Genomic DNA, 21,541 nt, shown 5'->3' on the forward strand with positions numbered 1-21,541 from the left:
TTTGTTAATAGACTATCTTTTGAAACTTAGCAAAGGCTTCAATTTCGTGTGCCAACTGCTTCATCAGCTGCAGGCGGTTTGCTTTCACATGTTCATCCTCAGACATAACCATAATATGTTCAAAATAATGATGAACAGCCGGTGCCGTTTCTTCAAGTGCTAGAAAGGCCTGCTCAGGCTCTCTTCTTTGCTTATACTCTTTTAGAAGCGAGCTAAGCTCATTATAGCGCGCATAAAGTGTGTGCTCTTCCTCTTTTTCAAAAAGAGCTGGGTTAATTTCAGTGTCTACTTCCGACTTACGAGCAATATTGGTTACACGGCTTAAGGCTTCGACAACCTTTTTGAATGAATCTTTTTTCTTGGCATCGGATATTAGCGCTGCCTTCTGGAATAGCCATGGTACAGACCCATCCTCTCCTTCAAGGATCGCATCAATTACATCATATTCGATACCTTTATCTGACAACGCATGTTTTACTCTAAGCGCGAAGAATTCAAGTAGTTCCATTACAAGTTTTTCTTTATCTTTAATTGGTAACCCGTGTGCCTCAATTGTGTCGGTAGCAAGCTGTAACAATTCATGTAACGTCATATCCACATTTTTCTCAGCAGCCATTTGGACAAGACCCAATGCTTGTCTTCTTAGGGCATAAGGATCCTGTGAACCACTTGGAATTAATCCAATGGCAAAACACGAAACAATTGTATCAAGCTTGTCAGCCATACTGACAAGAAATCCTGTCATTGAACTTGGTAAGTGGTCCCCTGCAAATCGAGGGTAATAATGCTCTTTCACTGCTTTTGCAACTTCCTTATCCTCGCCTAGGTGTAGTGCATATACTTCGCCCATAAGACCCTGTAATTCTGGGAATTCGCCCACCATCTGCGAAACTAAATCAAATTTACTAATTCCTGCAGCACGTTGAACTCTTTCTTGCTCTTTTGCTGAATCTAATCCAAGTTGTTTGGCAAGGTTTCCTGCTATCGCCTGAATACGTTTCACCTTATCACCTAGAGAACCAATTTCTTCATGATAAACGATTGAATCCAGCTGCTTAACAGCTGCATCAATATTCAACTTCTGGTCTTCCTTAAAGAAAAAGGCTGAGTCAGAAAAACGTGCGCGTAACACTTTTTCGTTTCCTCGTGCTACATTTTCCAAATGACGGGCATCACCGTTCCGTACCGTAATAAAATGAGGAAGTAGCTCCCCCTCCAAATTTTCTACCGGGAAGTAACGCTGGTGTTCTTTCATTGTGGTAAGTAGTACCTCACGAGGTAATGTTAAAAACTCCCCTTCAAACCCACCACTTAACGCAGTTGGCCACTCCACTAAGTTATTCACTTCTTCTAATAGATCCTCATTTACAGGTATCACCCACCCTGAGGCTTCAGCTAGCTCTTCTAGTTGTTGGCGAATGGTTTCTTTTCTTGCTAAAGGATCAGCGAGAACAAACTGCTCTTGCAGAAGCTCAACATACCGACTTGGTTCCTCTATTGTCAGCTCCTCCCCTAAAAAACGATGACCTCGACTGGATCTCCCTGATTCTATCGTTGTAATAGTAAAAGGCACAACTGTTTCTCCATAGAGCGCAACCAACCACTGAATGGGTCTGGCAAATCGCAATGAGTAATCATGCCATCTCATATTTTTAGGAAAATGAAGGGCTGTTACCACCTCTTTTATTTCAGGAAGAAGCTCCAGGGTTGGTTTTCCTTTTTGAAATGATTTGGCAAATACATATTCTGTTCCTTTAACTTCTTTTACTGCAAGGTCATCAGGACTGATGCCCTGCCCACGCGCAAAGCCCTCAGCGGCTTTTGTCCAACTGCCATCATCAGCAATAGCAATTTTCTTAGCAGGTCCTCTAGATTCTGTTTCAAGATCCTCTTGCGCAGCGGTAAGGTCTTTTACAATAACAGCTAAGCGACGTGGTGTGGAAAAAGCCTCAACCGCTTCAAACGAGAGTCTCTGTTCCGTTAACCATTTAGTTACAGCCTGCTTTAGCTGTTCCATAGAACTTGTAACAAAGCGTGCTGGAAGCTCCTCTAAACCTATTTCAAGTAAAAAATCCTGTTTAGTCATTTGAAGTCGCCTCCTTTTCTTTTAACAGTGGAAAGCCTAATCTTTCTCGCTCTTCGTAATAAAGTCTAGCTGCATTTCTGGCAAGCGTTCGAACTCTGCCAATATATCCAGTTCGTTCAGTTACTGAGATAGCTCCACGTGCATCTAGTAGGTTAAAGGAATGGGAGCATTTTAAGATATAGTCATAGGCCGGTAGTACAAGCTGCTCATTAAGGGCACGCGCCGCCTCTTTTTCATAGGTTGAAAACAACGTAAATAGCATCTTTGTATCAGAAACTTCAAAAGTATATTTGGAATGCTCGTACTCAGCCTGACTAAAGATGTCGCCATATGTAAAACCATCCACCCATTCAAGGTCAAAAACATTTTCTTTATCTTGAATATAGGAGGCTAGGCGCTCAAGACCATACGTGATTTCCGCTGAAACAGGATTTGCTTCTAATCCTCCTACCTGTTGGAAATAGGTGAATTGTGTAATCTCCATACCATCTAACCAAACTTCCCAACCAAGGCCAGCGCAACCTAAAGTAGGATTTTCCCAGTTATCTTCTACAAAACGAATGTCATGTTCCAATGGATTAATTCCAATGGTCTTTAAACTGTCCAAATATAACTCCTGAATGTTTAAAGGTGATGGCTTCATGACCACCTGAAACTGATGGTGCTGATATAGGCGATTTGGATTCTCCCCATATCGTCCATCCGCCGGTCTTCTAGACGGCTCAACATAAGCCACATTCCATGGCTCGGGCCCAATCGTTTTAAGTAATGTAAATGGGCTCATCGTCCCTGCACCTTTCTCCGTATCATAAGCCTGCATAATAATACAATTGTGATCAGCCCAATAACGTTGAAGTGTCATGATCATTTGCTGTACATTCATCGTAATTCCTCCTTATTTCAAGTGAATGCATAAAGAACAAAAAAACTCCCGTCCCTATGCTGTATTCAGCATAGGGACGGGAGTTATTCCCGCGGTTCCACCCTACTTATTCATACCTAGTATGAATCACCTTCATCGAATGTGCTCAGAAACGCCCTTCTCTATCGGTTGAATCTCAGGCTTGCACCATCCCTGAGTCGCTTTGTTCAACTAATGATAGATACTCCTTTTCTTCAACGCACCTATATAATAAAAGAATCATACAAAAAAATATGCTACGTGTCAATATTCAGTCCATCCGTCATCCGATCTAACTGATCCAGAAAACGTCTTGATTTTAAGGTTACGCCAGAATACTCATCATAATATGCTCTAATAATTTGTTTTAACTGTTGTTTCGTTTCTTTTTTTAATGATATATTTCCTAATCGGTGTAAATTCATGTCGTGAAATAATTTAAGCAGCCTCACCGTTTGTGGAGAACACGGATAAGCGTATTCATCCTTATGGAGGCATCGAGAGCATACAAAACCCGCAAAGCGAATCGAAAAGGCAACAGGCATTTCCTTTGAACCACAGCATATACAGTGGTCAAGCTGAGGACTTATTCCAGCTACTTCAAGCATTTTCACTTCAAAAATACGTGAAAGCACCTCCGGGTCAGCGCCCTCCTCCATATGAAGCAAACATAAGTAAAGCCAATCAAATAACCATAGATACCTTTTATTCTCTTCTGTTAGTCTATCCACTAATTCTGCCATGTACATGGCATATGAGGCATACGTAAGATCCTCTCTAATTTTTCGAAAGGACTTAATTGGATCTCCTTGGTTAAGAGTACCTAAGCCGCTCCCCTTATAAATCACATAGGACCCATATATAAAGGGCTGTGATACGGCAGCAAACTGACTTCTTGGTTTCTTAGCTCCCCGCGCCATCACCGCAAGTTTGCCACGTTCTTTTGTATAAAACGTAATGATCTTATTTGTTTCTCCGTAATCAACGGTTTTTATGACAATCGCTTCAACTCGTTCGAGCATCTTTTACCACCTAGCTGCTTGTTACTTGGAGGATGAATCAATAGACATCTCTGTATCGCTTACCTCTTGGGCCTCTTCGCTCCCCGCTTCTGAATCGCGCTCAAGCTCTTTTATTAATAAATACGTATCCACATTTCCCGTATGACTAAATACCTTCCAGGATAAATCAAGCATTTCAGAACACACCCCTTTGTCAAAAAATTGTTCCGCTTGTTTCTAGCTTCACCTTTTTGAGTCAGAACATGATAAGGAAATATTACTAAATCATCCAACTTGACAAACCAATATTGTACAATTTCCAAATTTTCTCGGGCTTTTCTTTTTATGATACGGCTTTCCACATAAAAAAACAATGGTTAGACACCTAACCATTGTTAAAAAGGCTGTACAAATTTAATTAGTACTCATCCGTTCGGAATCCAAAATCCCTCAACTGTGCAGGCTTATTACGCCAGTCTTTTTCTACCTTTACCCAAAGCTCCAGGTATACCTTTGAACCAAGCAGTGCTTCTATATCCGCACGTGCAAGACGCCCTACTTCTTTAAGTAATGCTCCTTGCTTCCCTATGACAATTCCCTTTTGCGATGATCTCTCAACAATAATGGTTGCTTGTATATCGACCATATCCTTATGCTCTCGTTTCTTCATCGTCTCGATGGCTACAGCAATAGAGTGGGGAATCTCCTCTCGTGTGAGCTGTAACACTTTCTCACGAATAAGCTCCGCTACAATAAAACGCTCGGGATGGTCCGTTACTTGATCAGCTGGGTAATATTGTGGGCCGACCTCAAGATGGCTTTTAATTTGCTCTAGTAACACCGGTACATTATTTCCACTTAATGCAGAAATTGGAATTATCTCTTGAAAGTCATGCTTACTCCGATATGAATCAATTAAACCTAACAATTCCTCAGGATGAACCAGATCAATTTTATTGATGATTAGAAAGGCTGGAGTAGAGGTTTCTTTTAAACGATTAATAATGTATTGCTCCCCTGGTCCAAACGCTTCATTCGCCTCTACAAGATATAAGATAATGTCTACTTCTTTTAACGTGTCCTTTGCTACCTTCATCATAAAGTCCCCAAGCTTGTGCTTCGGTTTATGAATGCCCGGTGTATCAATAAAAACAACCTGCGCATCTGAATCTGTAAAGACACCTTGAATTTTGTTTCTTGTTGTCTGAGGCTTGTCCGACATAATCGCAACCTTTTGTCCAATGACTCGGTTTAATAATGTGGACTTGCCCACGTTAGGTCTGCCAATTAAGCTGACAAATCCGGATTTATGCTCTATTTCATGCTGCTTACTCATTCATATCCCTCGCTTTAAAGGCTCCCGGTAGAAGATCTGCTACCGTTGTTATATCTATTTCCCCATTTACGTTTCCTAAGTATACCGGTACTTCAGGGCCACAAAGCTCCATCATCACTTGTCTACAAGCTCCGCACGGGGAAACAGGTTCTGTAGTATCGGCAATAATTGCCACAGCCTGAACCTCCCTATTGCCTTCTGAATATGCTTTGAACAATGCCGTTCTCTCGGCACAATTTGTTAAACCAAACGAGGCGTTCTCTATATTAGCTCCTCGATAAATCGTACCATCCTTCATAAGCAACGCTGCCCCAACTTGAAACTTGGAGTAAGGGACATAGGCCTGCTTACGGGCTTCTCGTGCTTCCTCCATCAACTGTGTTTGGTTCATAAATAATAATCTCCTCTATGAAAAAAATAATGTAAATAATGGCGGACCAAAAATAAGCAGACCAATAATTACAGCAAATACACCATAAACAAACACAGCAGCCGCTGCCACATCCTTCGCTCTTTTAGCAAGAGGATGAAACTCCTCCGTATAGAGGTCCACCGTACGTTCTACTGCGGTGTTCATAATCTCTAATGAAAGCATGCCCCCTATCACTAACAGTAACACAAGCCAGTGTTCTAGTGGAATGCGTAGCCACCAAGCCATGGCAGGAGCAATCACTGCACACACAAGATGAATTTGCATGTTTTGCTCATATTTAATAACATGTTTTAAGCCATACCCTGCAAAAACAAAGGAACGGAGCAATCTCTTAAATCCTTTTTGGTTTCTATCTGACAAGCCCATAACTTGTTAGGATCTCCTCCTGGCGTTTAAACATAACTTTTTCCTCTTCTGAATCCATATGATCATACCCTAGGAGATGAAGAAATCCATGCACAATTAAAAATCCAAGCTCTCGTTCAAATGAGTGCTCATATTCTTTTGCCTGCTGTGTAATTCTTTCTGTTGATATAATGATATCACCTAATAAGTTTGGCATGCCTTCAATAGACTGAGCTACTTCCTCTACTCCTTCGTTTAAAGCAAATGAAAGCACATCTGTTCCTCGATCAATCCCTCTGTGCCCGTGATTGATCTGCCTAATTTCATCCTCATCAACAAAGCTGACAGATACCTCATATTCACCCTCTAACTGTTCAAGAGCTGCCGCATGCTTTAAAACGGATTCAACCTGCTCCATTTGTTTGGCTGTTAAAGTACTCGTTTCATCGCTTACTTCCACGAGAATCGCCATGTTCTTTCCCACCTTTTTTTATTTCATCAGGGTACTCTATTCGCTGATGAAATGTCCCTTTTAATGTCTCTAGCATAGATAATGCTATCTCATTGAGTTCACGTAATGTGATTTCTGACTCATCAAATTGGCCATCCTCAAGTTTATCCTTAATAATTTTGTTCACTAATGCTTCAATTTTATCAGGCGTTGGCTTTTGCATGGATCGCACAGCTGCTTCAACACTGTCAGCTATCGCAACAATACATGCTACCTTATTTTGCGGCTTCGGTCCAGGATAGCGGAATTGCGACTCTGGTAAGGGCTGTTCGACCTCCTGATTAGCCTTATGATAAAAGTACTTTAATAAACTCGTGCCATGATGTTGTTCGGCAATTTCAATAATCTCTTTAGGCATCTTATGCTCTCTTAGCAAGTCAGCTCCATCATATGGATGAGAAATAATAATCGTTGTACTTAATTGTGGTGAAATCTTGTCATGCGGATTATCATGCTTAAGCTGATTTTCAATAAAGAAATGCGGTCTTTTTGTCTTACCAACATCATGATAATATGCACCAACCCTTGCCAACAGTCCATTTTCACCAAGCTTTTCACAGGCTGCTTCCGCAAGATTACCTACTACAACACTATGATGGTACGTACCAGGAGCCTCTGTGAGTACTTTGCGTAACAGCGGATGATTTGGGTTCGACAATTCAATTAGCTTTGATACAGACAGAATCGAAAAACCCGTCTCGAAAAATGGAAGCAATCCGATCGTTAGCACTGCGGCAGCTACACCCGAAAAAGCTGCGCTTCCAACATGCAAACCGATCTCAAACAAGTTGTTTTGTAATCCCTTCATGAACAGCAAGGTTAAAACAGCAATGATGTTAATACATGAGACAAGAAAGCCTGCACGTAATAAGCGAGTAATTCGATTTGATGTATTTAAAAACAATGCTCCCGCTAAAGAACTGACCAATAAGTAGAATCCGAATGTAACGTTAAAGGAGGAGGCTCCATCCTCACTGTATAAAACCGTACCTATGATAGCAAATAGTACACTAGTAAAAAGAGCTATTCTTGTATTCAGTAAAAGTGTCAACAACATGGTTCCTGTTGCTACTGGAACAGCATACCCTATACCCGAAATCCCTAGTAATTCAGTATAGCTTGTAACCTTCATTAGGCAGGCAACTGTCACAAAAACAAGTAGATACAAAAGAAAATGCGAATTATTATTACGAATAGTCGTTTGCGACTCCTGAATAAAGTATAGCATCATACCCATCAGAATTAAGATGAACAACCCCAAGCCTATATACGGATAAACATTTAATGTTTCCTCTAACAACCCAACAAGACGTAGCTGTTCATACGTTTCTACATTTATGACATCACCTTGTTGTACAAGAAGCTGACCTTCTCGAATCATGACAGGCTCAATACTCTCAGCCGCTTCTTGACGCATACGTTCTGTTGAATCACGGTCAAACACGTAATTAGGTATGATGGCAAACTGTGCGACTTCAATCATAGCATCTCTTAGCCGATTACTTACGGTTGAGATATTTATTAAATCATTTACTTCGTCTTTTGCTTCTTGAAGGTCATTTGCTTCAATGCGCTCACTCATAAGCTCAAATACAGTATTAGCCGTAGCCTCTTTCGCTAACATAAGCTGAGAATCAGAGGTTTCAAGTAACGTACGAATGGTGGTGTCTGAGAGCTGCTGACTGGTTGCTGAAGAAAGCGCATCATTTACTAGATTAAGCTTCTCTTCAATTCGTTCCTCTTCATCTTGTTCTTCCTCATCCTCATTCGCATCATCTTCAGGCTCATTTTCTTTTTTGACCTGGGCAACCAGTTCAAAGATATCGTTTACTCTTCCAACTTGGTTTTCTGCGTATTCTTGTTTAAGAACATAGTTTGGTTCTACTTCTTGAACAGCCGTCTGACGTAGTTCCTCTGTGGCTTGTCTGTTTTCAATCGTTATTGGAGATCGTATATCTTCATCCGCCACGTCTGAAAGGTGAACATCAATTTGTTCAGGAATAACGTTTCCGAGCATGATAAAATAAAGAAAAATGGCAGTTAGACTTACTAGCATTGCTTTTATGTATGGATTGTTCTTCACCTTATTCCACCAGTGCTTGATAGGCTTCGCTCGGTTTACCAACAGTATTCACCTCAGCTTTCACTTTGCATTCTACCTTTTACAATCAGCGGGTAAGAGAAGCAGACCAAAAGTTTGGTCTGCTTGCTGTTAAAACAGTATGTAATTACCTCCAACTGAATTAGCTTGGGTTGGAGGCATCGTATGCTTGAATGATCTGCTGCACCAATGTATGTCTAACAACATCAGATTGTTGTAAATAAATCATCCCGATTCCCTTGACATTCTTCAATATTCTCGCTGCGGTTTCAAGACCAGATTGCTTTCCTTTTGGGAGGTCAATCTGTGATAAATCCCCATTTACAACCATTTTCGAGCCAAAGCCTAGCCTAGTTATAAACATTTTCATTTGCTCTTGCGTGGTATTTTGCGCCTCATCCAAGATAACAAATGCATCATCCAATGTTCTACCTCTCATATAAGCTAAAGGAGCCACTTCAATCGTGCCCCGTTCCATTAATCGAGTTGTTTGCTCGACACCAAGAACGTCATGTAGAGCATCATATAATGGACGTAGGTATGGGTCCACCTTCTCCTTTAAATCACCCGGTAAAAAACCCAAACTCTCCCCTGCTTCAACGGCTGGTCTAGTTAACACAATTCGCTGAACAGCACCATCTTTAAGAGCATTTACTGCCATCACTACAGCTAAATAGGTCTTACCCGTTCCAGCAGGTCCAATTCCAAACACAATGTCCTTTTTTCGAATCTGTGTCACGTAATGGCGTTGACCAAGTGTCTTGGCACGGATGGCTTTCCCTTTTACTGAAGTGGAAATCTTCTCATCGTATAGGTCATAAAGCTCTTCTAGCTGACCTTTTTTAGCCAAGCCAGCTGCATAAACAACATCACGTTCGGTGACAGTGAGCCCTTTCCTGACTAGATGCAACAAGGATTTAAACACCTCATCTGTGTGCTGAATGCTCTTCGCATCCCCTGTTACAGATAACTCTTCACCTCTAGTCACAATCTGAACATCAAGAGCTTCTTCCGCCCGTTTTATGTGGCTATCATTTGGGCCAAATAATAATTGTGTTTCATTTGTGTTTTTAGGCTCTATAAAGAGCACTTTCGTTTCTGACAAATCGCCTCAATCTCCTTGGATGATCGGTTTTTCTTCCGCTATATCTTCAATGACCTGATAATGTATCTTTAAATTCACTTTACCATTGTCTACCGATTCGTGCAAAAGTTTTCCGTTAAGGATCTGAGCACTCTCTGGTAGTCTTTCTGTAAGCTCTAACTCCGCTTGCTTAATACCAATCTCTTTTGCTTCTATCTCGGTATACGAGCGATCATAGGACTTCGTTTCATGTATTTCTTTTTTCTTTAGAATAACCGGTAAACGCCAGCCAAACACATCAAATGTTTTAACCTCTTCAAACTCTCTTGCTGATTGATACGCGGGCTTTCCAAAGCCCCATATAGGCATATCAAAATCTTGGACCGACAAATAATATCTCGTAGAATGTAATCCTGTGAGAGTAGTGAACGTGGCTTCTAAAGGGACCGTTACATTAGAAGTGTACCATATTTCTCCTAAAACTTGTCCTTTTGCAGAGACTGTCTGTTGATTTTTTTCATTCGCTCCTATAAAGCCAGATACTAATAGCTCACCCGGACGAACAAAATCATTAACCGCCACCTCAGCATGCCCATGTTCAACAAATAATGAGTGAATGACTGCTTTTTTCTTAGCAACAAGATGCCGTGGGCTTATGCGCTCTGCCTCTTCAGGCAATTGATGCTCCACTATCTCAAACTCAAATGTTGTGCCCTTCTGCCTAACCCCAATCCATGTAGCACCTTCTACTCTTTGCTGAATGTCTTGTTGTATTTGAGCTACAGAGGGTAATTGAAGTCGAAATATGCCCCTTTTTATACCCATTTCATGAGCAGCTAGTTCTACTTCGTTCGCTATTTTAGGTGAACCCCCTTTTACCTGTATGCCCCATACCATCTGTGAGCATACCAACATAACAAGTAAAAAACAGACAAATCCAATGGTGAATCCTATTCGTTTTTTCATTGCTGCCATGACAAAGGGGAGCCCGTTTTTCTCAGTAAATCGGACTCGACACTCAAACTGCCTAAGTAATGGTTTAAATTCATGTACATGCTCAAGAGACATACAAAACCGCAATTGATCCTCCCGCACTCTACGGATTGACCATATAGCTAGTCCCTTTTGCAGGCAAGCATTAATCAGCCTTTCCGGGTAGTTTCCTAAAATCTCTACTTCAACATACCCTTTTAGATGTGTCATCCATTGGTTTTTCATTGGTTATCCTCCTGTATCCACGCATCAAATAAACGTAACTATTTTGTTATTCATTTATATAAATGACTTGATCAATTCTGCCTTCAAGCAGCAATTCCTCAGGGAAAATCGTTTTGATCACAAAATGCTCCCCTTTGATTAAGACTTGGCCTTGCTTTAATAGAAGCCTTAATTCATTTTGCGAGAATTTAAGAACACCTTTATGATTTTCGATATAAATGTGAAGTTGACCAATCATCGTAATTCTGGGTAAGTCCATCATGACGTCTGCGGGAAGCTGCATATGTTGCATCATCCACTTACGTACAGGTCCCGTCAGTTTTCCCATGCAGCATCTCCCCCTCCCTGTATGCTTATGTAATTGGGGACGTAGATATCACCTCATCATGTTTCAATTACAAACAAAAAAAGCAGGCAAAAGGAGTGAACCTTTTGCCTGCTTTTTTATCTTCGCCTATTAGAAGCAAATGCCTTGTGAGGGTTTCGAGATCTAGGATTGCCTAGAATTTCAGCCCATACAACAGCTCTCATTGCTTCCTTACCAGTTACATTTGTAAGATCGTACTGGTCATCGGCTTCAATAGTTTGAGTTTTCTTTTGTGTTGGTGAGATCAATTGAGCGGCTACTTTTTCTTGAGCCTCTCGCTTCTTTCTCTTCATTTCATCTAAACGATCATATAACTCATCACGCTCATGAGTTGCTTGAGATGGAGTTGGGCTATATGAAGTCGATTCTACCGGCTCGCGCTTCGGTTCAGGTTCAGGTGTCTGTTCTTCCTGCCTAAAGATTTCTCTCCAGTCAACCTGACCTTCTTCCTGTCCCTCAGTAGTTGGACGTCGTTGCTGTCGTTGCTGATCGCGATTAGTATCTTGGGACTGGGACCCTTTGGACATTCGCCCAAAAAGGCTAACCAGACCAAAAATAATGGCAATCATCAGCAACGGATTATTAAAGATCATTTCAAATAGTGACAATGGCATTCCCTCCCTTTGTAAGGAAAGACACGTTAATTATTCTCGTTTGATGAATCATTGTTCTCGGTTGACTTGCTGATAGAATCTCTCATATCAGTGTCAGCCATGACATTTTGATAATTCATATAATCCATTACTCCCATGTGACCCGAACGGAGAGCTTCGGATAAGGCAAGTGGAATCTCTGCTTCTGCTTCCACAACTTTTGCACGCATTTCTTCTACGCGGGCTCTCATTTCTTGCTCTTGTGCTACTGCCATTGCACGACGTTCTTCGGCTTTTGCTTGTGCAATGTTTTTATCTGCTTCAGCTTGGTCCGTCTGTAATTCAGCACCAATGTTTTTGCCAATATCGATATCAGCTATATCAATGGATAGAATTTCAAACGCTGTCCCTGAGTCTAAGCCTTTTGAAAGGACTGTTTGTGAGATCATGTCTGGATGCTCAAGTACTTTCTTGTGCTCCTGCTGAGAACCAATTGTTGAGACAATCCCTTCACCAACTCGGGCGATTACTGTATCTTCACCAGCACCCCCAACTAGGCGATCGATGTTTGCACGAACAGTGATTCGCGATTTAGCTTTGATTTCAATCCCGTCCATCGCCACACCAGCAATAAATGGCGTTTCAATAACTTTTGGATTTACACTCATTTGTACAGCTTCAAGCACATCTCGTCCAGCTAGATCAATTGCAGCTGCACGCTCAAATGGAAGTTCAATATTCGCGCGTTGTGCAGCGATCAACGCGTTAACAACCCGGTCTACGTTACCCCCAGCAAGATAGTGACCCTCAAGTCTTGAGGTATCTAAGTCTAGCCCTGCTTTAACAGCTTTGATTAACGGATTAACAACTCGAGCAGGTACTACCCGACGAAGTCTCATACCAATTAATTCAAAGATGCTGATTTTTACTCCTGCTGCTACTGCTGAAATCCACAGTGCTACAGGAACAAAGGTAAAGAGTACAGCAAGAAGTATAATTACAACTGCTATAGCAATAAGAATAAAAATCGTTCCATCTTCAATTTGCATCCTTTATTCCTCCTTGTGATTGGTTTCTGGCTTCACTTCTCGAACAACGATTCTTGAACCTGAAGTGTAGACAACTTTTAATAAGCTACCTTGTCCAATATATCCACCCTCGCTAACAACGTCAAGGCGTTCCTCTCCAAATTGGGCAGCTCCCACTGGCCGTAATTCTGTTAAGGCCCTACCCTGCAAGGTCGTTAGCTCCTGCCTAGTCTCATTAGAAATATATCCTTTTTCTGATGTAGTTGCCTCGTTCAAGACAATTTTCTTCCAAGGACCACGATTTCCAAAGTACTTAAACAGAATGACAGCGGCAATAATTGATACAACAAGGGCCACGGCAACGGAGAGTAACATAATAGTAGTCGAGAAGGATGCAAGAAACATTCCACCGAGAATAGCAGCTATTCCTAGCACCCCAAAGACCCCGAAGCCAGGTACAAATATCTCTATGACAATTAATATGACCCCAACTGCAAATAGAATGATGGCCTCCCAGCCAGCAAATCCTGCAAATAAGTGACCAAAGAAAAATAGTCCTAGAGCAGTTAACCCTAACATTCCTGGTATACCAAATCCCGGCGTATAGAGCTCAAGAATGAGACCTAAACTACCCACGGATAATAAGATCGGAATAACAATTGGGTGTGTAACAAATCTGGAAATTTGCTCAGCAAAGCTTACCTCTGAATATTCAATGGTTGCTCCTTCAAGCTCTATACCGTCTAGAGCTAATAGCTCTTCAATAGACGAAGCAGTACCTTCTGAATAGTTAACTTCTTCCGCATCAGCTGCACCTAGAGTAAGATACGTACCCTCTGGTGAGTTATATTCTGGAAGGTCATGGTTTGTACTTGCCATAGCAAGCGCGTATTCCGGTTCACGTCCATTTTTCTCGGCTGCGTTTTTCATTTGATTTAACCAATAAGATTGGGCTTTATCTTCTGCTGCATTCCCTGCCCCATCAATGACGCCAGCTGCACCCATGCTCCCCTGAGGGTGCATAATAATTCGATCAGCATTAAGTGCAATGTATGCACCGGCTGAAATAGCATCTGGGTTAACATAAGCAGTAATCTCAACATCTGTTTGATTAATAATTTGCGCAATGTTACCTGCAGCGTCTACCGCACCACCTGGTGTATCAATATCTAAAATAATATGATCGGCTCCGGCTTGCTCCGCTTCAGATAGGGAACGCTCAAGAAATTTCTCTAAGCCTCGCTCAACTGTTTGTTCAACAGGGACGACATAGACTACTGGCTGATCGTCCTCATCAGCAGCCATAAATAATTGGATAGGAATCAATAAAAACCCTAGAAAAATAGCAGCAAGTGACAGGTGTAAAATAACCTTACTACTGCGAATGACCTTCTCCCCCCTTCCGTATCATCTTAATAGTATGTACGTATAAGCGTCAGATTAGTTTCACTTTTTAATGATAATCATCTACTAAAAAGCCAAAAGATACACTGAACCCTTCTCCCCTCTTAGTCTAGCACGAAAAGAGCAACCGTTTCCACTATTGGCATGTGTCATCTTATTGACGTTAAAAAGCCAGTCCCCTATAGGAGACTGGCTTTGAATTCGCTAGTTATGATAAAAGTTCCTGAACAAGTCGATTTACAACTGACCCATCTGCTTTACCTTTTACTTTAGGCATGATAGCAGACATAACCTTTCCCATATCCGATTTCTTTTGGGCACCGGTTTCATCAATTGTTTCCGCAACTAGTTTGCGCACTTCTTCTTCACTGAGCTGTTCGGGCATATACGTATGAAGTACCTCTATCTCTTCACGCTGACGCTCTACCAGGTCATCTCGACCAGCCTGCTCAAACTCATGGAGGGAATCCTTACGCTGTTTAAGCTCACGATTCAGCACCGTTAGATGATCTTCATCTGATAATTCTCGCCCGGCTTTAATCTGCTCATTCTGAATAGATGCTTTAACCATTCTAATCACAGAAAGTTCAACTTTGTTTTTGTTTTTCATCGCCAGCTTCATATCCTGGTTTAACCGATCAAGAAGACTCAGGTGGGTTCACCCTTTCAAGAAACCTATTAGAATTTACGTTTTCTAGCGGCTTCAGATTTCTTTTTACGTTTCACACTAGGCTTTTCGTAGTGCTTACGCTTTTTAACCTCAGCCAACGTTCCCTCTTTAGAGATAGACTTCTTAAAGCGACGAAGTGCAGCATCAATCGATTCGTTCTTGCGAACACGAGTTTCTGCCATAATATTTCCCTCCCTCCGAAAACAACCAAGCTCAAGACGGCTTAATGCATTAAACACGTCTTTAGCTATTATAATATATTTGATTATAATCGGTCAACAATATTTCAGCAACCCTTATTTGTAAATATGTGCTTTTATCCTAATTAAAATCATAATACATGAAACCAACCTCTTGTCCATAGATATGGTACAGAGGTGAGAACATGTTTGCAGATTTATTCACGCGATTCGCTGCATTTTTAGCGATATTTATGTTTGGTTTAATTGTCATGAGGCACGGACTATTCCAAATGGCACAAGAGAGACTTCAAATGCTTCTTTCCCAGTTAACTGATTCAGCTTGGAAAGGAATGCTTGCTGGCATGCTTATTACTGCCCTTTTGCAAAGTAGCTCGGCAGTAATGGTGATGCTAGTTGGACTAGTCGCTGCACGACTTATGCCATTCTCTCACACTATTGGAGTCATTTTAGGCGCAAATATTGGTACAACCGTCACAGCTGAACTAATCACGTTTCAAATCGGTTCCTATGCTCTATGGATTGTCCTTCTTGGTGTCGTTCTTCTGCTTTTTAAGAATGCAACGTGTTATTCACTCGGTTGCTTAGGAGTAGGACTTGGATGTTTATTCTTATCAATGAGTGGGTTATCCTCATTAGCTGAGCCTGTTTCATCGTTCACTGCTTCGGAAGATATCATTAAGTGGGCTTCGTCTCATTCTATTTATGGCATGAGCATTGGAGCTATCCTTGCAGCTATTATTCAATCAAGTACAGCCTGTATCGCACTTGCTATGGGATTTTTATCAGAACACATCATTAGTCTACCTACTGCGATTACGATTATGATTGGCTCAAATATCGGAACTTGTTTAACTGCGCTTCTAGCGAGTATTGGAACTAGTTCCGCTGCTAAACAAGTGGCTTATGCGAATATTTGGCTAAATGTCTTTGGCGCTTTGTTGTTTTTGCCACTTATTGATGGACTAGCGCTCATCTCAAGGTTACTAACCTTTGATCCAGCGACCCAGCTTGCACATGCTAGTGTTATATTCAACGTTGTTTGTTCGGTCTTATTACTTCCCTTTGTTAGACCATTTATTGCCTTAATTGAGATGTTGCATGGGCGTATGGTAGCAAAGTAAAAAGAGTGATCTTCTCAAAGCTTCATTTTTAGTGTCCTCCTAAATGTTACGTACTGTTGGCTTAGTTCCGCTTATCTAAAAAAAAGAGTAATAAACTCAGCCGAGTTTATTACTCTTTTAGTATAATATTAATAGCTGCTTTCTCCTTGAAGGCCTTTCATGATTGCTACTCCTGAGCTAGCACCAATACGTGTAGCTCCCGCTTTAATCATCTTCTCGGCATCCTCAAGACTACGCACACCACCAGAGGCTTTCACACCAATGCTTGGACCAACTGTTTCACGCATTAATTGAATATCTTCGACCGTGGCTCCACCTGTTGAGAAGCCGGTAGACGTTTTAACAAAATCTGCTCCTGCTTTCACAGCCAGCTCACAGGCCACTCGCTTCTCTTCATCAGTTAATAAGCAGGTTTCAATAATAACCTTTACTAACGCTTTACCACTCGCAGCATCAACAACTGCTTTAACGTCCTGCTCAAATGCTTGATGATTGCCTGCCTTTAATAAAGCCACATTAATAACCATATCGATTTCATCTGCACCGTTATTAATAGCATCCGTTGTTTCAAAAGCCTTTACTTCTGTTGAATTAGCTCCTAATGGAAAACCAATCACCGTGCAAACCTTCACCTGTATTGATTTCTGAAGCAAACTAGCTGCAAGAGGAACCCAGGTTGGATTCACGCATACAGAAGCAAATGAGTGCTCTAACGCTTCCTCACAAAGTGTGCGAATTTCTTTTTCCGTTGTATTGGCTTTTAATGCTGTATGATCTATCATTGCTGCTATTTTCTGTTGCGTCATAAGTAGTCCTCCATGTCTTCTAATAGTTTACCGCTGCTTGCTCCAATACTTCCTCATTCATTACACGGACAAAATCGGCTTCATTCAAAGGATAACCAGGCTTCGTTAGTTTTACTTTTACGATTTGTCCAATTAAATCTTCACTTAAACGAGCTTTTACACGTAGATAATTATCTGTATAACCAACTAGCATGTCAGGATTCTCTTGATCGACTTCTTCTGGAATCATTTCAAGTACTTCATGATCGAATCTTGATGAATATTCCTTAGCCAACTGATTAGATAGCTCAATTAGCTTATGAACACGAGTATTTTTTATGGATTCATCGACCTGATCTTCCATTCTTGCAGCTGGTGTTCCTGTGCGTTTTGAATAAGGAAAAACATGTAGCTCGCTAAACTTATGATGGGCAATAAAATCATAGGTTTCTTGAAATTCTTCTTCGGTTTCACCAGGGAAGCCAACAATAACATCAGAAGTGACAGCTAATCCTGGTAATGCCTCTTTCAAGCGCTCTAATCGCTCAGCAAAAAAGCTCATCGTATATTTGCGTCTCATTCGTTTGAGTACAGTATCCGAGCCCGATTGAAGCGGAATATGAAGATGGCGAACAACTTTTTGTGAATCATTAATTACCGAAATGACTTCATCTGTCAGCTGACTGGCTTCGATAGATGAAATTCGAATTCGTTTTAGATCATCCACCTGCTCTAAATCTAGCAGAAGGCGAGCTAAGCTATAATCTTTTAAATCCTCCCCGTATCCACCTGTATGAATACCTGTTAAGACGATTTCTTTATACCCTGCTTCAACTAGCTGATGTGCTTGTTTTATAACATCTTCAGGCTGTCTAGACCGCATTAACCCACGTGCCCACGGAATGATACAGAAGGTACAGAAGTTATTACACCCCTCTTGAATTTTTAGGGAGGCTCTTGTTCGATCTGTGAACGCTGGAACATCCAGCTCTTCATAGACACGAGATTTCATGATGTTTCCAACACCATTAATTGGCTCACGTTCTTTTTTAAACTGTTCAATATATCCAAGCATTTTTGAACGATCCTGAGTACCAACAACGATATCTACTCCTGGGATCGCCATGATTTCAGCTGGTGATGTTTGTGCATAACACCCCGTTACGCAAATGACAGCATCTGGATTCTTACGTATCGCTCTACGAATAACCTGCCTGCTTTTTTTGTCACCTGTATTTGTAACGGTACATGTGTTTATCACATACACATCAGAGGTTTGTTCAAAATCAACTTTTTGATAATTTTCATTCTTAAATAATTGCCATATGGCCTCTGTTTCATAGTGGTTTACTTTACAGCCTAAGGTATGAAACGCGACGGTTGCCATATTCTTCACCTCATTAATTCAAATTGGTATGAAATAGCCGCAAGTGTTGCAAGAGAGGCTGTTTCAGTACGTAAAATACGTGGTCCAAGACCGCATGGGATAGCTCCCGCTTCTTGGAAATGATCTACTTCAGATTCACTTAAACCGCCCTCAGGACCAACAATGACAAGCAATGAATCCCCCTCCGTTAAAGAGGAAAGAACCTTAGAGAACTGAGACGTCTCTCCGTTTTTTGCTTGCTCCTCAGCTAGTACTATACTAGCCGTATGGTGAGCAATCAAGTCAATCACCGCTTTTTCATTGGCCGAATCATGTATCTGAGGGATGTTCAGGCGATACGATTGCTCGGCAGCTTCTTTTGCAATTTTCTCCAATCGCTCTCTTTTTTTTTCGCTTTTCTTTTGATCCCATTTCACTACAGAACGACTCGCAGAAAAAGGCAAAAAACCTGTGGCTCCAAGTTCCGTACCTTTTTGGACAATCCATTCAAGTTTATCTGACTTTGGCAATCCTTGTGCAATCGTCACCGCAATTGGAAGCTCTGTCTTCTCAGTCAGCTCTTCCACTACGGTTGCCCTTACCCCTGTATTATCAATTGAATCAAGAACGCATAGTACTGCACGTTGATTCTGATTAATGCACACAATAGTATGTCCCGTTTGCATACGCATCACTTTCTTAATATGTGTAGCATCTTCACCTAAAATGATTACTTGGTTCTCAGTCATTTGCTGATTAGAAACAAAATAGCGCTGCATTAGGCGTCATACCTCGGTTTTTCCGCAATGATAGCCACCCAATCATCCATTTCAGTCACTTCTTTAAGCACAAAACCCGCCTCTGTTAACGCATCCTTTACATCCTGCTTCTTTCGTTTAATAATGCCGGATGTGATGTATGTTCCACCTTGTTGCAAGATACGATATACATCGTGGGCAAAAGAGGTAATAACTTCTGCTAAAATATTCGCCACAACTACTTGGTACGAATCAGCTTGTACACCTTGAACCAAGTCATTTTGACGAACGTTAATAATGGAAACGGATTGATTCAGCTCCACATTGCCAATGGCACTTGTTACGGCCACATCATCCAGATCAAATGCATCGACTGATGAGGCTCCAAGCTTTGCTGCAGCAATCGCAAGCACACCAGAGCCCGTGCCTACATCTAGGACACGATCCTCTGATTTAATTGATTTCTCAAGTGCTTGGATTGAAAGGATAGTTGTTGGATGCGTTCCAGTGCCAAAAGCCATTCCCGGATCCAATTCAATAATCATCTCTTCTTCATTAGGTGTATACTCTTCCCAAGTCGGAATGATCGTAAGTCGATTAGAAACTTTAATAGGATGATAGTATTTCTTCCAAGCTGTTGCCCAGTCCTCTTCATCCACCTCTGAAACACTGACCTGATTTCTGCCTAAGTCGATGTGATGAGCTGTTAACCCATTAATCTCGCCCTTTGTTTCTTCAATTGTTTCATTTAAGAAGCTATTGACCGGAAAATAGGCCTTCACAATAACTCCTTCTTCTGGATAGTCGTCTGGAGACAGTTCATAAACTGTACCAAATTCTTTACTCCATTCCTTCACTAAATCAGAAGGGTCTTCAATAACAACGCCGCTTGCTCCTGATTGGTGAAGAATATGGCATACTGGTTCAACCGCAGCTTGTGTTGTGTGAATACTAAACTCCGCCCATTTCAAGTTTCAATCACTCCTGAAGATTTATTGCGAACGTTATTCGCCTTTAAATGCTCGCTTTACTTTTGAGAAGAACGAATCTTGCTCCTCAATTGTATGGCCGCCATGTGTTTCGGCAAATTCTCGCATGATGTCTTTCTCTTTCTCACTTAAGTTCTTCGGTGTAACAACACGAACTTTCACATGTTGATCCCCTTGACCACGACCATGAACATTAGGCACACCTTTTCCACGTAGTCTGAAGTTAGTCCCTGTTTGCGTACCAGCAGGAATTTTTAATTTGATTTTCCCAGTTAATGTAGGAACCTCAATTTCATCTCCTAGTGCCACTTGGGTGAAGGTTAATGGCATTTCACAATAAATATCCTCGCCATCACGTTCAAAGAACTCATGTGATTTTACGTTAAAAACCACGTACAGATCGCCAGCAGGGCCACCGTTAGCGCCAGCTTCCCCTTGACCAGACACACGCATTTGTTGACCATGGTCGATACCAGCTGGAACTTTCACACTGATTTTTTTACGCTTTCTGACTTTCCCTTTTCCAGAGCACGTAGAGCATTTTTCTTTAATCATTTTACCTGTACCTTCACAATGATTACATACTCTACGATTTACAACACGACCGAATGGTGTGTTCTGTTCCACATTTAATTGACCTGACCCTTGACAGTGAGAGCAAGTTTCTGGCTTCGTACCAGGTTTTGCACCAGAACCAGAACAGGTGTTACATGTTTCTTCACGAGGAATTTCGATTTCCGTATCCTTGCCAAAAACAGCCTCTTTAAATTCTAATGTCATTGTATATTGTAAATCGGCTCCCTGACGTGGGCCATTTGGATTTCTTCGTCCACCGCCGCCTCCAAAGAACATATCAAAGATATCATTAAAGCCGCCAAAGTCTCCTCCAGCACCTCCGCCTCCAAACCCTTGGTTCGGATCCGTGTGGCCAAATTGATCATATTGAGCTTTTCTCTGAGGATCACTTAATACATCATACGCTTCTTTTACTTCCTTAAATTTGGCTTCTGCGTCAGCCTCTTTATTTACATCAGGGTGATAGGTTCTTGCCAGTTTTCGGTAAGCTTTTTTTACCTCATCAACAGATGCGTTTTGGTCAACCCCGAGCACTTCATAGTAATCTCGTTTACTCACGTCATCCACTCCCGCTCATAAAAAATACGCTATTTCTCATAACGTTCATCATATCATTTCTATGCTAAAAGGCGCAAGATGCCCATACTCAAAGAAAAAGTCAAAGT

Annotated in this window: 23 protein-coding genes and 1 other annotated feature; of the genes, 1 reads left to right on the forward strand and 22 read right to left on the reverse strand. The window is 41.4% G+C overall.

The window, feature by feature from the left end; all coding sequences use genetic code 11:
* Positions 1–4: 4 nt before the first annotated feature.
* From glyS to rpsU, 17 genes are all read right to left on the reverse strand, one after another.
* The gene (glyS, locus tag FN960_RS10435; RefSeq protein ID WP_143848646.1) at positions 5–2,086 is read right to left on the reverse strand and encodes a glycine--tRNA ligase subunit beta; all 2,082 of its coding nucleotides are present in this window, start codon (positions 2,084–2,086) and stop codon (positions 5–7) included.
* Positions 2,079–2,969 (reverse strand): glycine--tRNA ligase subunit alpha, encoded by an 891-nt coding sequence (gene glyQ / locus FN960_RS10440; protein ID WP_143848647.1) that lies wholly within the window; start codon positions 2,967–2,969, stop codon positions 2,079–2,081. Before glyQ ends, glyS begins: the two co-directional genes overlap by 8 nt.
* A 69-nt stretch (positions 2,970–3,038) precedes the next feature.
* Positions 3,039–3,215, reverse strand: a binding site (T-box leader).
* A 29-nt stretch (positions 3,216–3,244) separates the two neighbouring features.
* A complete protein-coding gene (gene recO, locus FN960_RS10445) occupies positions 3,245–4,009 on the reverse strand; it encodes a DNA repair protein RecO (RefSeq protein ID WP_143848648.1) in 765 nt (254 codons plus the stop codon).
* Positions 4,010–4,030: 21 nt separating this feature from the next.
* A complete protein-coding gene (locus FN960_RS10450; RefSeq protein WP_143848649.1) occupies positions 4,031–4,183 on the reverse strand; it encodes a YqzL family protein in 153 nt (50 codons plus the stop codon).
* A 223-nt stretch (positions 4,184–4,406) separates the two neighbouring features.
* Complete coding sequence (gene era / locus FN960_RS10455) at positions 4,407–5,324, reverse strand: GTPase Era (protein ID WP_143848650.1); 918 nt, start codon at positions 5,322–5,324, stop codon at positions 4,407–4,409.
* The gene (locus tag FN960_RS10460; RefSeq protein ID WP_143848651.1) at positions 5,317–5,715 is read right to left on the reverse strand and encodes a cytidine deaminase; all 399 of its coding nucleotides are present in this window, start codon (positions 5,713–5,715) and stop codon (positions 5,317–5,319) included. Before FN960_RS10460 ends, era begins: the two co-directional genes overlap by 8 nt.
* 15 nt (positions 5,716–5,730) lie before the next feature.
* Positions 5,731–6,123: a diacylglycerol kinase family protein gene (locus FN960_RS10465; RefSeq protein WP_143848652.1), complete on the reverse strand. Its 393-nt coding sequence runs from the start codon at positions 6,121–6,123 to the stop codon at positions 5,731–5,733.
* A complete protein-coding gene (gene ybeY, locus FN960_RS10470) occupies positions 6,107–6,574 on the reverse strand; it encodes an rRNA maturation RNase YbeY (RefSeq protein ID WP_143848653.1) in 468 nt (155 codons plus the stop codon). The genes FN960_RS10465 and ybeY overlap by 17 nt, the downstream gene beginning before the upstream one ends.
* Positions 6,546–8,696: an HD family phosphohydrolase gene (locus tag FN960_RS10475; RefSeq protein WP_306461611.1), complete on the reverse strand. Its 2,151-nt coding sequence runs from the start codon at positions 8,694–8,696 to the stop codon at positions 6,546–6,548. The genes ybeY and FN960_RS10475 overlap by 29 nt, the downstream gene beginning before the upstream one ends.
* Before the next feature lie 160 nt (positions 8,697–8,856).
* Positions 8,857–9,819, reverse strand: a complete 963-nt coding sequence (locus tag FN960_RS10480) for a PhoH family protein (RefSeq protein ID WP_143848654.1) — start codon at positions 9,817–9,819, stop codon at positions 8,857–8,859.
* A 6-nt stretch (positions 9,820–9,825) separates the two neighbouring features.
* Entirely contained in the window at positions 9,826–11,016 is a 1,191-nt protein-coding gene (gene yqfD, locus FN960_RS10485) for a sporulation protein YqfD (RefSeq protein WP_143848655.1), read from the reverse strand.
* Between the two features lie 46 nt (positions 11,017–11,062).
* A complete protein-coding gene (gene yqfC / locus FN960_RS10490) occupies positions 11,063–11,344 on the reverse strand; it encodes a sporulation protein YqfC (RefSeq protein ID WP_143848656.1) in 282 nt (93 codons plus the stop codon).
* Positions 11,345–11,460: 116 nt separating this feature from the next.
* Positions 11,461–11,991 (reverse strand): YqfB family membrane protein, encoded by a 531-nt coding sequence (locus tag FN960_RS10495; RefSeq protein ID WP_143848657.1) that lies wholly within the window; start codon positions 11,989–11,991, stop codon positions 11,461–11,463.
* Between the two features lie 32 nt (positions 11,992–12,023).
* Complete coding sequence (gene floA / locus FN960_RS10500; protein WP_143848658.1) at positions 12,024–13,025, reverse strand: flotillin-like protein FloA; 1,002 nt, start codon at positions 13,023–13,025, stop codon at positions 12,024–12,026.
* 3 nt (positions 13,026–13,028) lie between these two features.
* Entirely contained in the window at positions 13,029–14,330 is a 1,302-nt protein-coding gene (locus tag FN960_RS10505; protein ID WP_438799872.1) for an NfeD family protein, read from the reverse strand.
* Between the two features lie 286 nt (positions 14,331–14,616).
* Complete coding sequence (locus FN960_RS10510; RefSeq protein ID WP_143848659.1) at positions 14,617–15,060, reverse strand: GatB/YqeY domain-containing protein; 444 nt, start codon at positions 15,058–15,060, stop codon at positions 14,617–14,619.
* A gap of 26 nt (positions 15,061–15,086) precedes the next feature.
* Positions 15,087–15,260: a 30S ribosomal protein S21 gene (rpsU, locus tag FN960_RS10515; protein ID WP_071312078.1), complete on the reverse strand. Its 174-nt coding sequence runs from the start codon at positions 15,258–15,260 to the stop codon at positions 15,087–15,089.
* Between the two features lie 203 nt (positions 15,261–15,463).
* Between rpsU and FN960_RS10520 the strand changes: the two genes are divergently transcribed.
* On the forward strand, positions 15,464–16,402 hold the full coding sequence (locus tag FN960_RS10520; protein ID WP_143848660.1) for a Na/Pi symporter: 939 nt from the start codon (positions 15,464–15,466) through the stop codon (positions 16,400–16,402).
* A gap of 128 nt (positions 16,403–16,530) precedes the next feature.
* On the opposite strand, the gene deoC is transcribed toward FN960_RS10520, so the two are convergent.
* From deoC to dnaJ, 5 genes are read right to left on the reverse strand one after another with little or no spacing between them, the layout of a single operon-like run.
* Positions 16,531–17,208: a deoxyribose-phosphate aldolase gene (gene deoC / locus FN960_RS10525; RefSeq protein WP_143848661.1), complete on the reverse strand. Its 678-nt coding sequence runs from the start codon at positions 17,206–17,208 to the stop codon at positions 16,531–16,533.
* A gap of 19 nt (positions 17,209–17,227) precedes the next feature.
* The gene (mtaB, locus tag FN960_RS10530; RefSeq protein WP_143848662.1) at positions 17,228–18,574 is read right to left on the reverse strand and encodes a tRNA (N(6)-L-threonylcarbamoyladenosine(37)-C(2))-methylthiotransferase MtaB; all 1,347 of its coding nucleotides are present in this window, start codon (positions 18,572–18,574) and stop codon (positions 17,228–17,230) included.
* 5 nt (positions 18,575–18,579) lie between these two features.
* On the reverse strand, positions 18,580–19,332 hold the full coding sequence (locus FN960_RS10535) for a 16S rRNA (uracil(1498)-N(3))-methyltransferase (protein ID WP_143848663.1): 753 nt from the start codon (positions 19,330–19,332) through the stop codon (positions 18,580–18,582).
* On the reverse strand, positions 19,332–20,282 hold the full coding sequence (gene prmA, locus FN960_RS10540; protein ID WP_143848664.1) for a 50S ribosomal protein L11 methyltransferase: 951 nt from the start codon (positions 20,280–20,282) through the stop codon (positions 19,332–19,334). The genes FN960_RS10535 and prmA overlap by 1 nt, the downstream gene beginning before the upstream one ends.
* Positions 20,283–20,315: 33 nt before the next feature.
* Positions 20,316–21,434 carry a molecular chaperone DnaJ gene (gene dnaJ / locus FN960_RS10545; protein WP_143848665.1) on the reverse strand — a complete coding sequence of 373 codons (1,119 nt, stop codon included), beginning with the start codon at positions 21,432–21,434 and terminating at the stop codon, positions 20,316–20,318.
* Positions 21,435–21,541: the final 107 nt, after the last annotated feature.

Origin of the sequence: Alkalicoccobacillus porphyridii (assembly GCF_007293315.1) — a bacterium.
Lineage (GTDB): Bacteria > Bacillota > Bacilli > Bacillales > Bacillaceae_D > Alkalicoccobacillus > Alkalicoccobacillus porphyridii.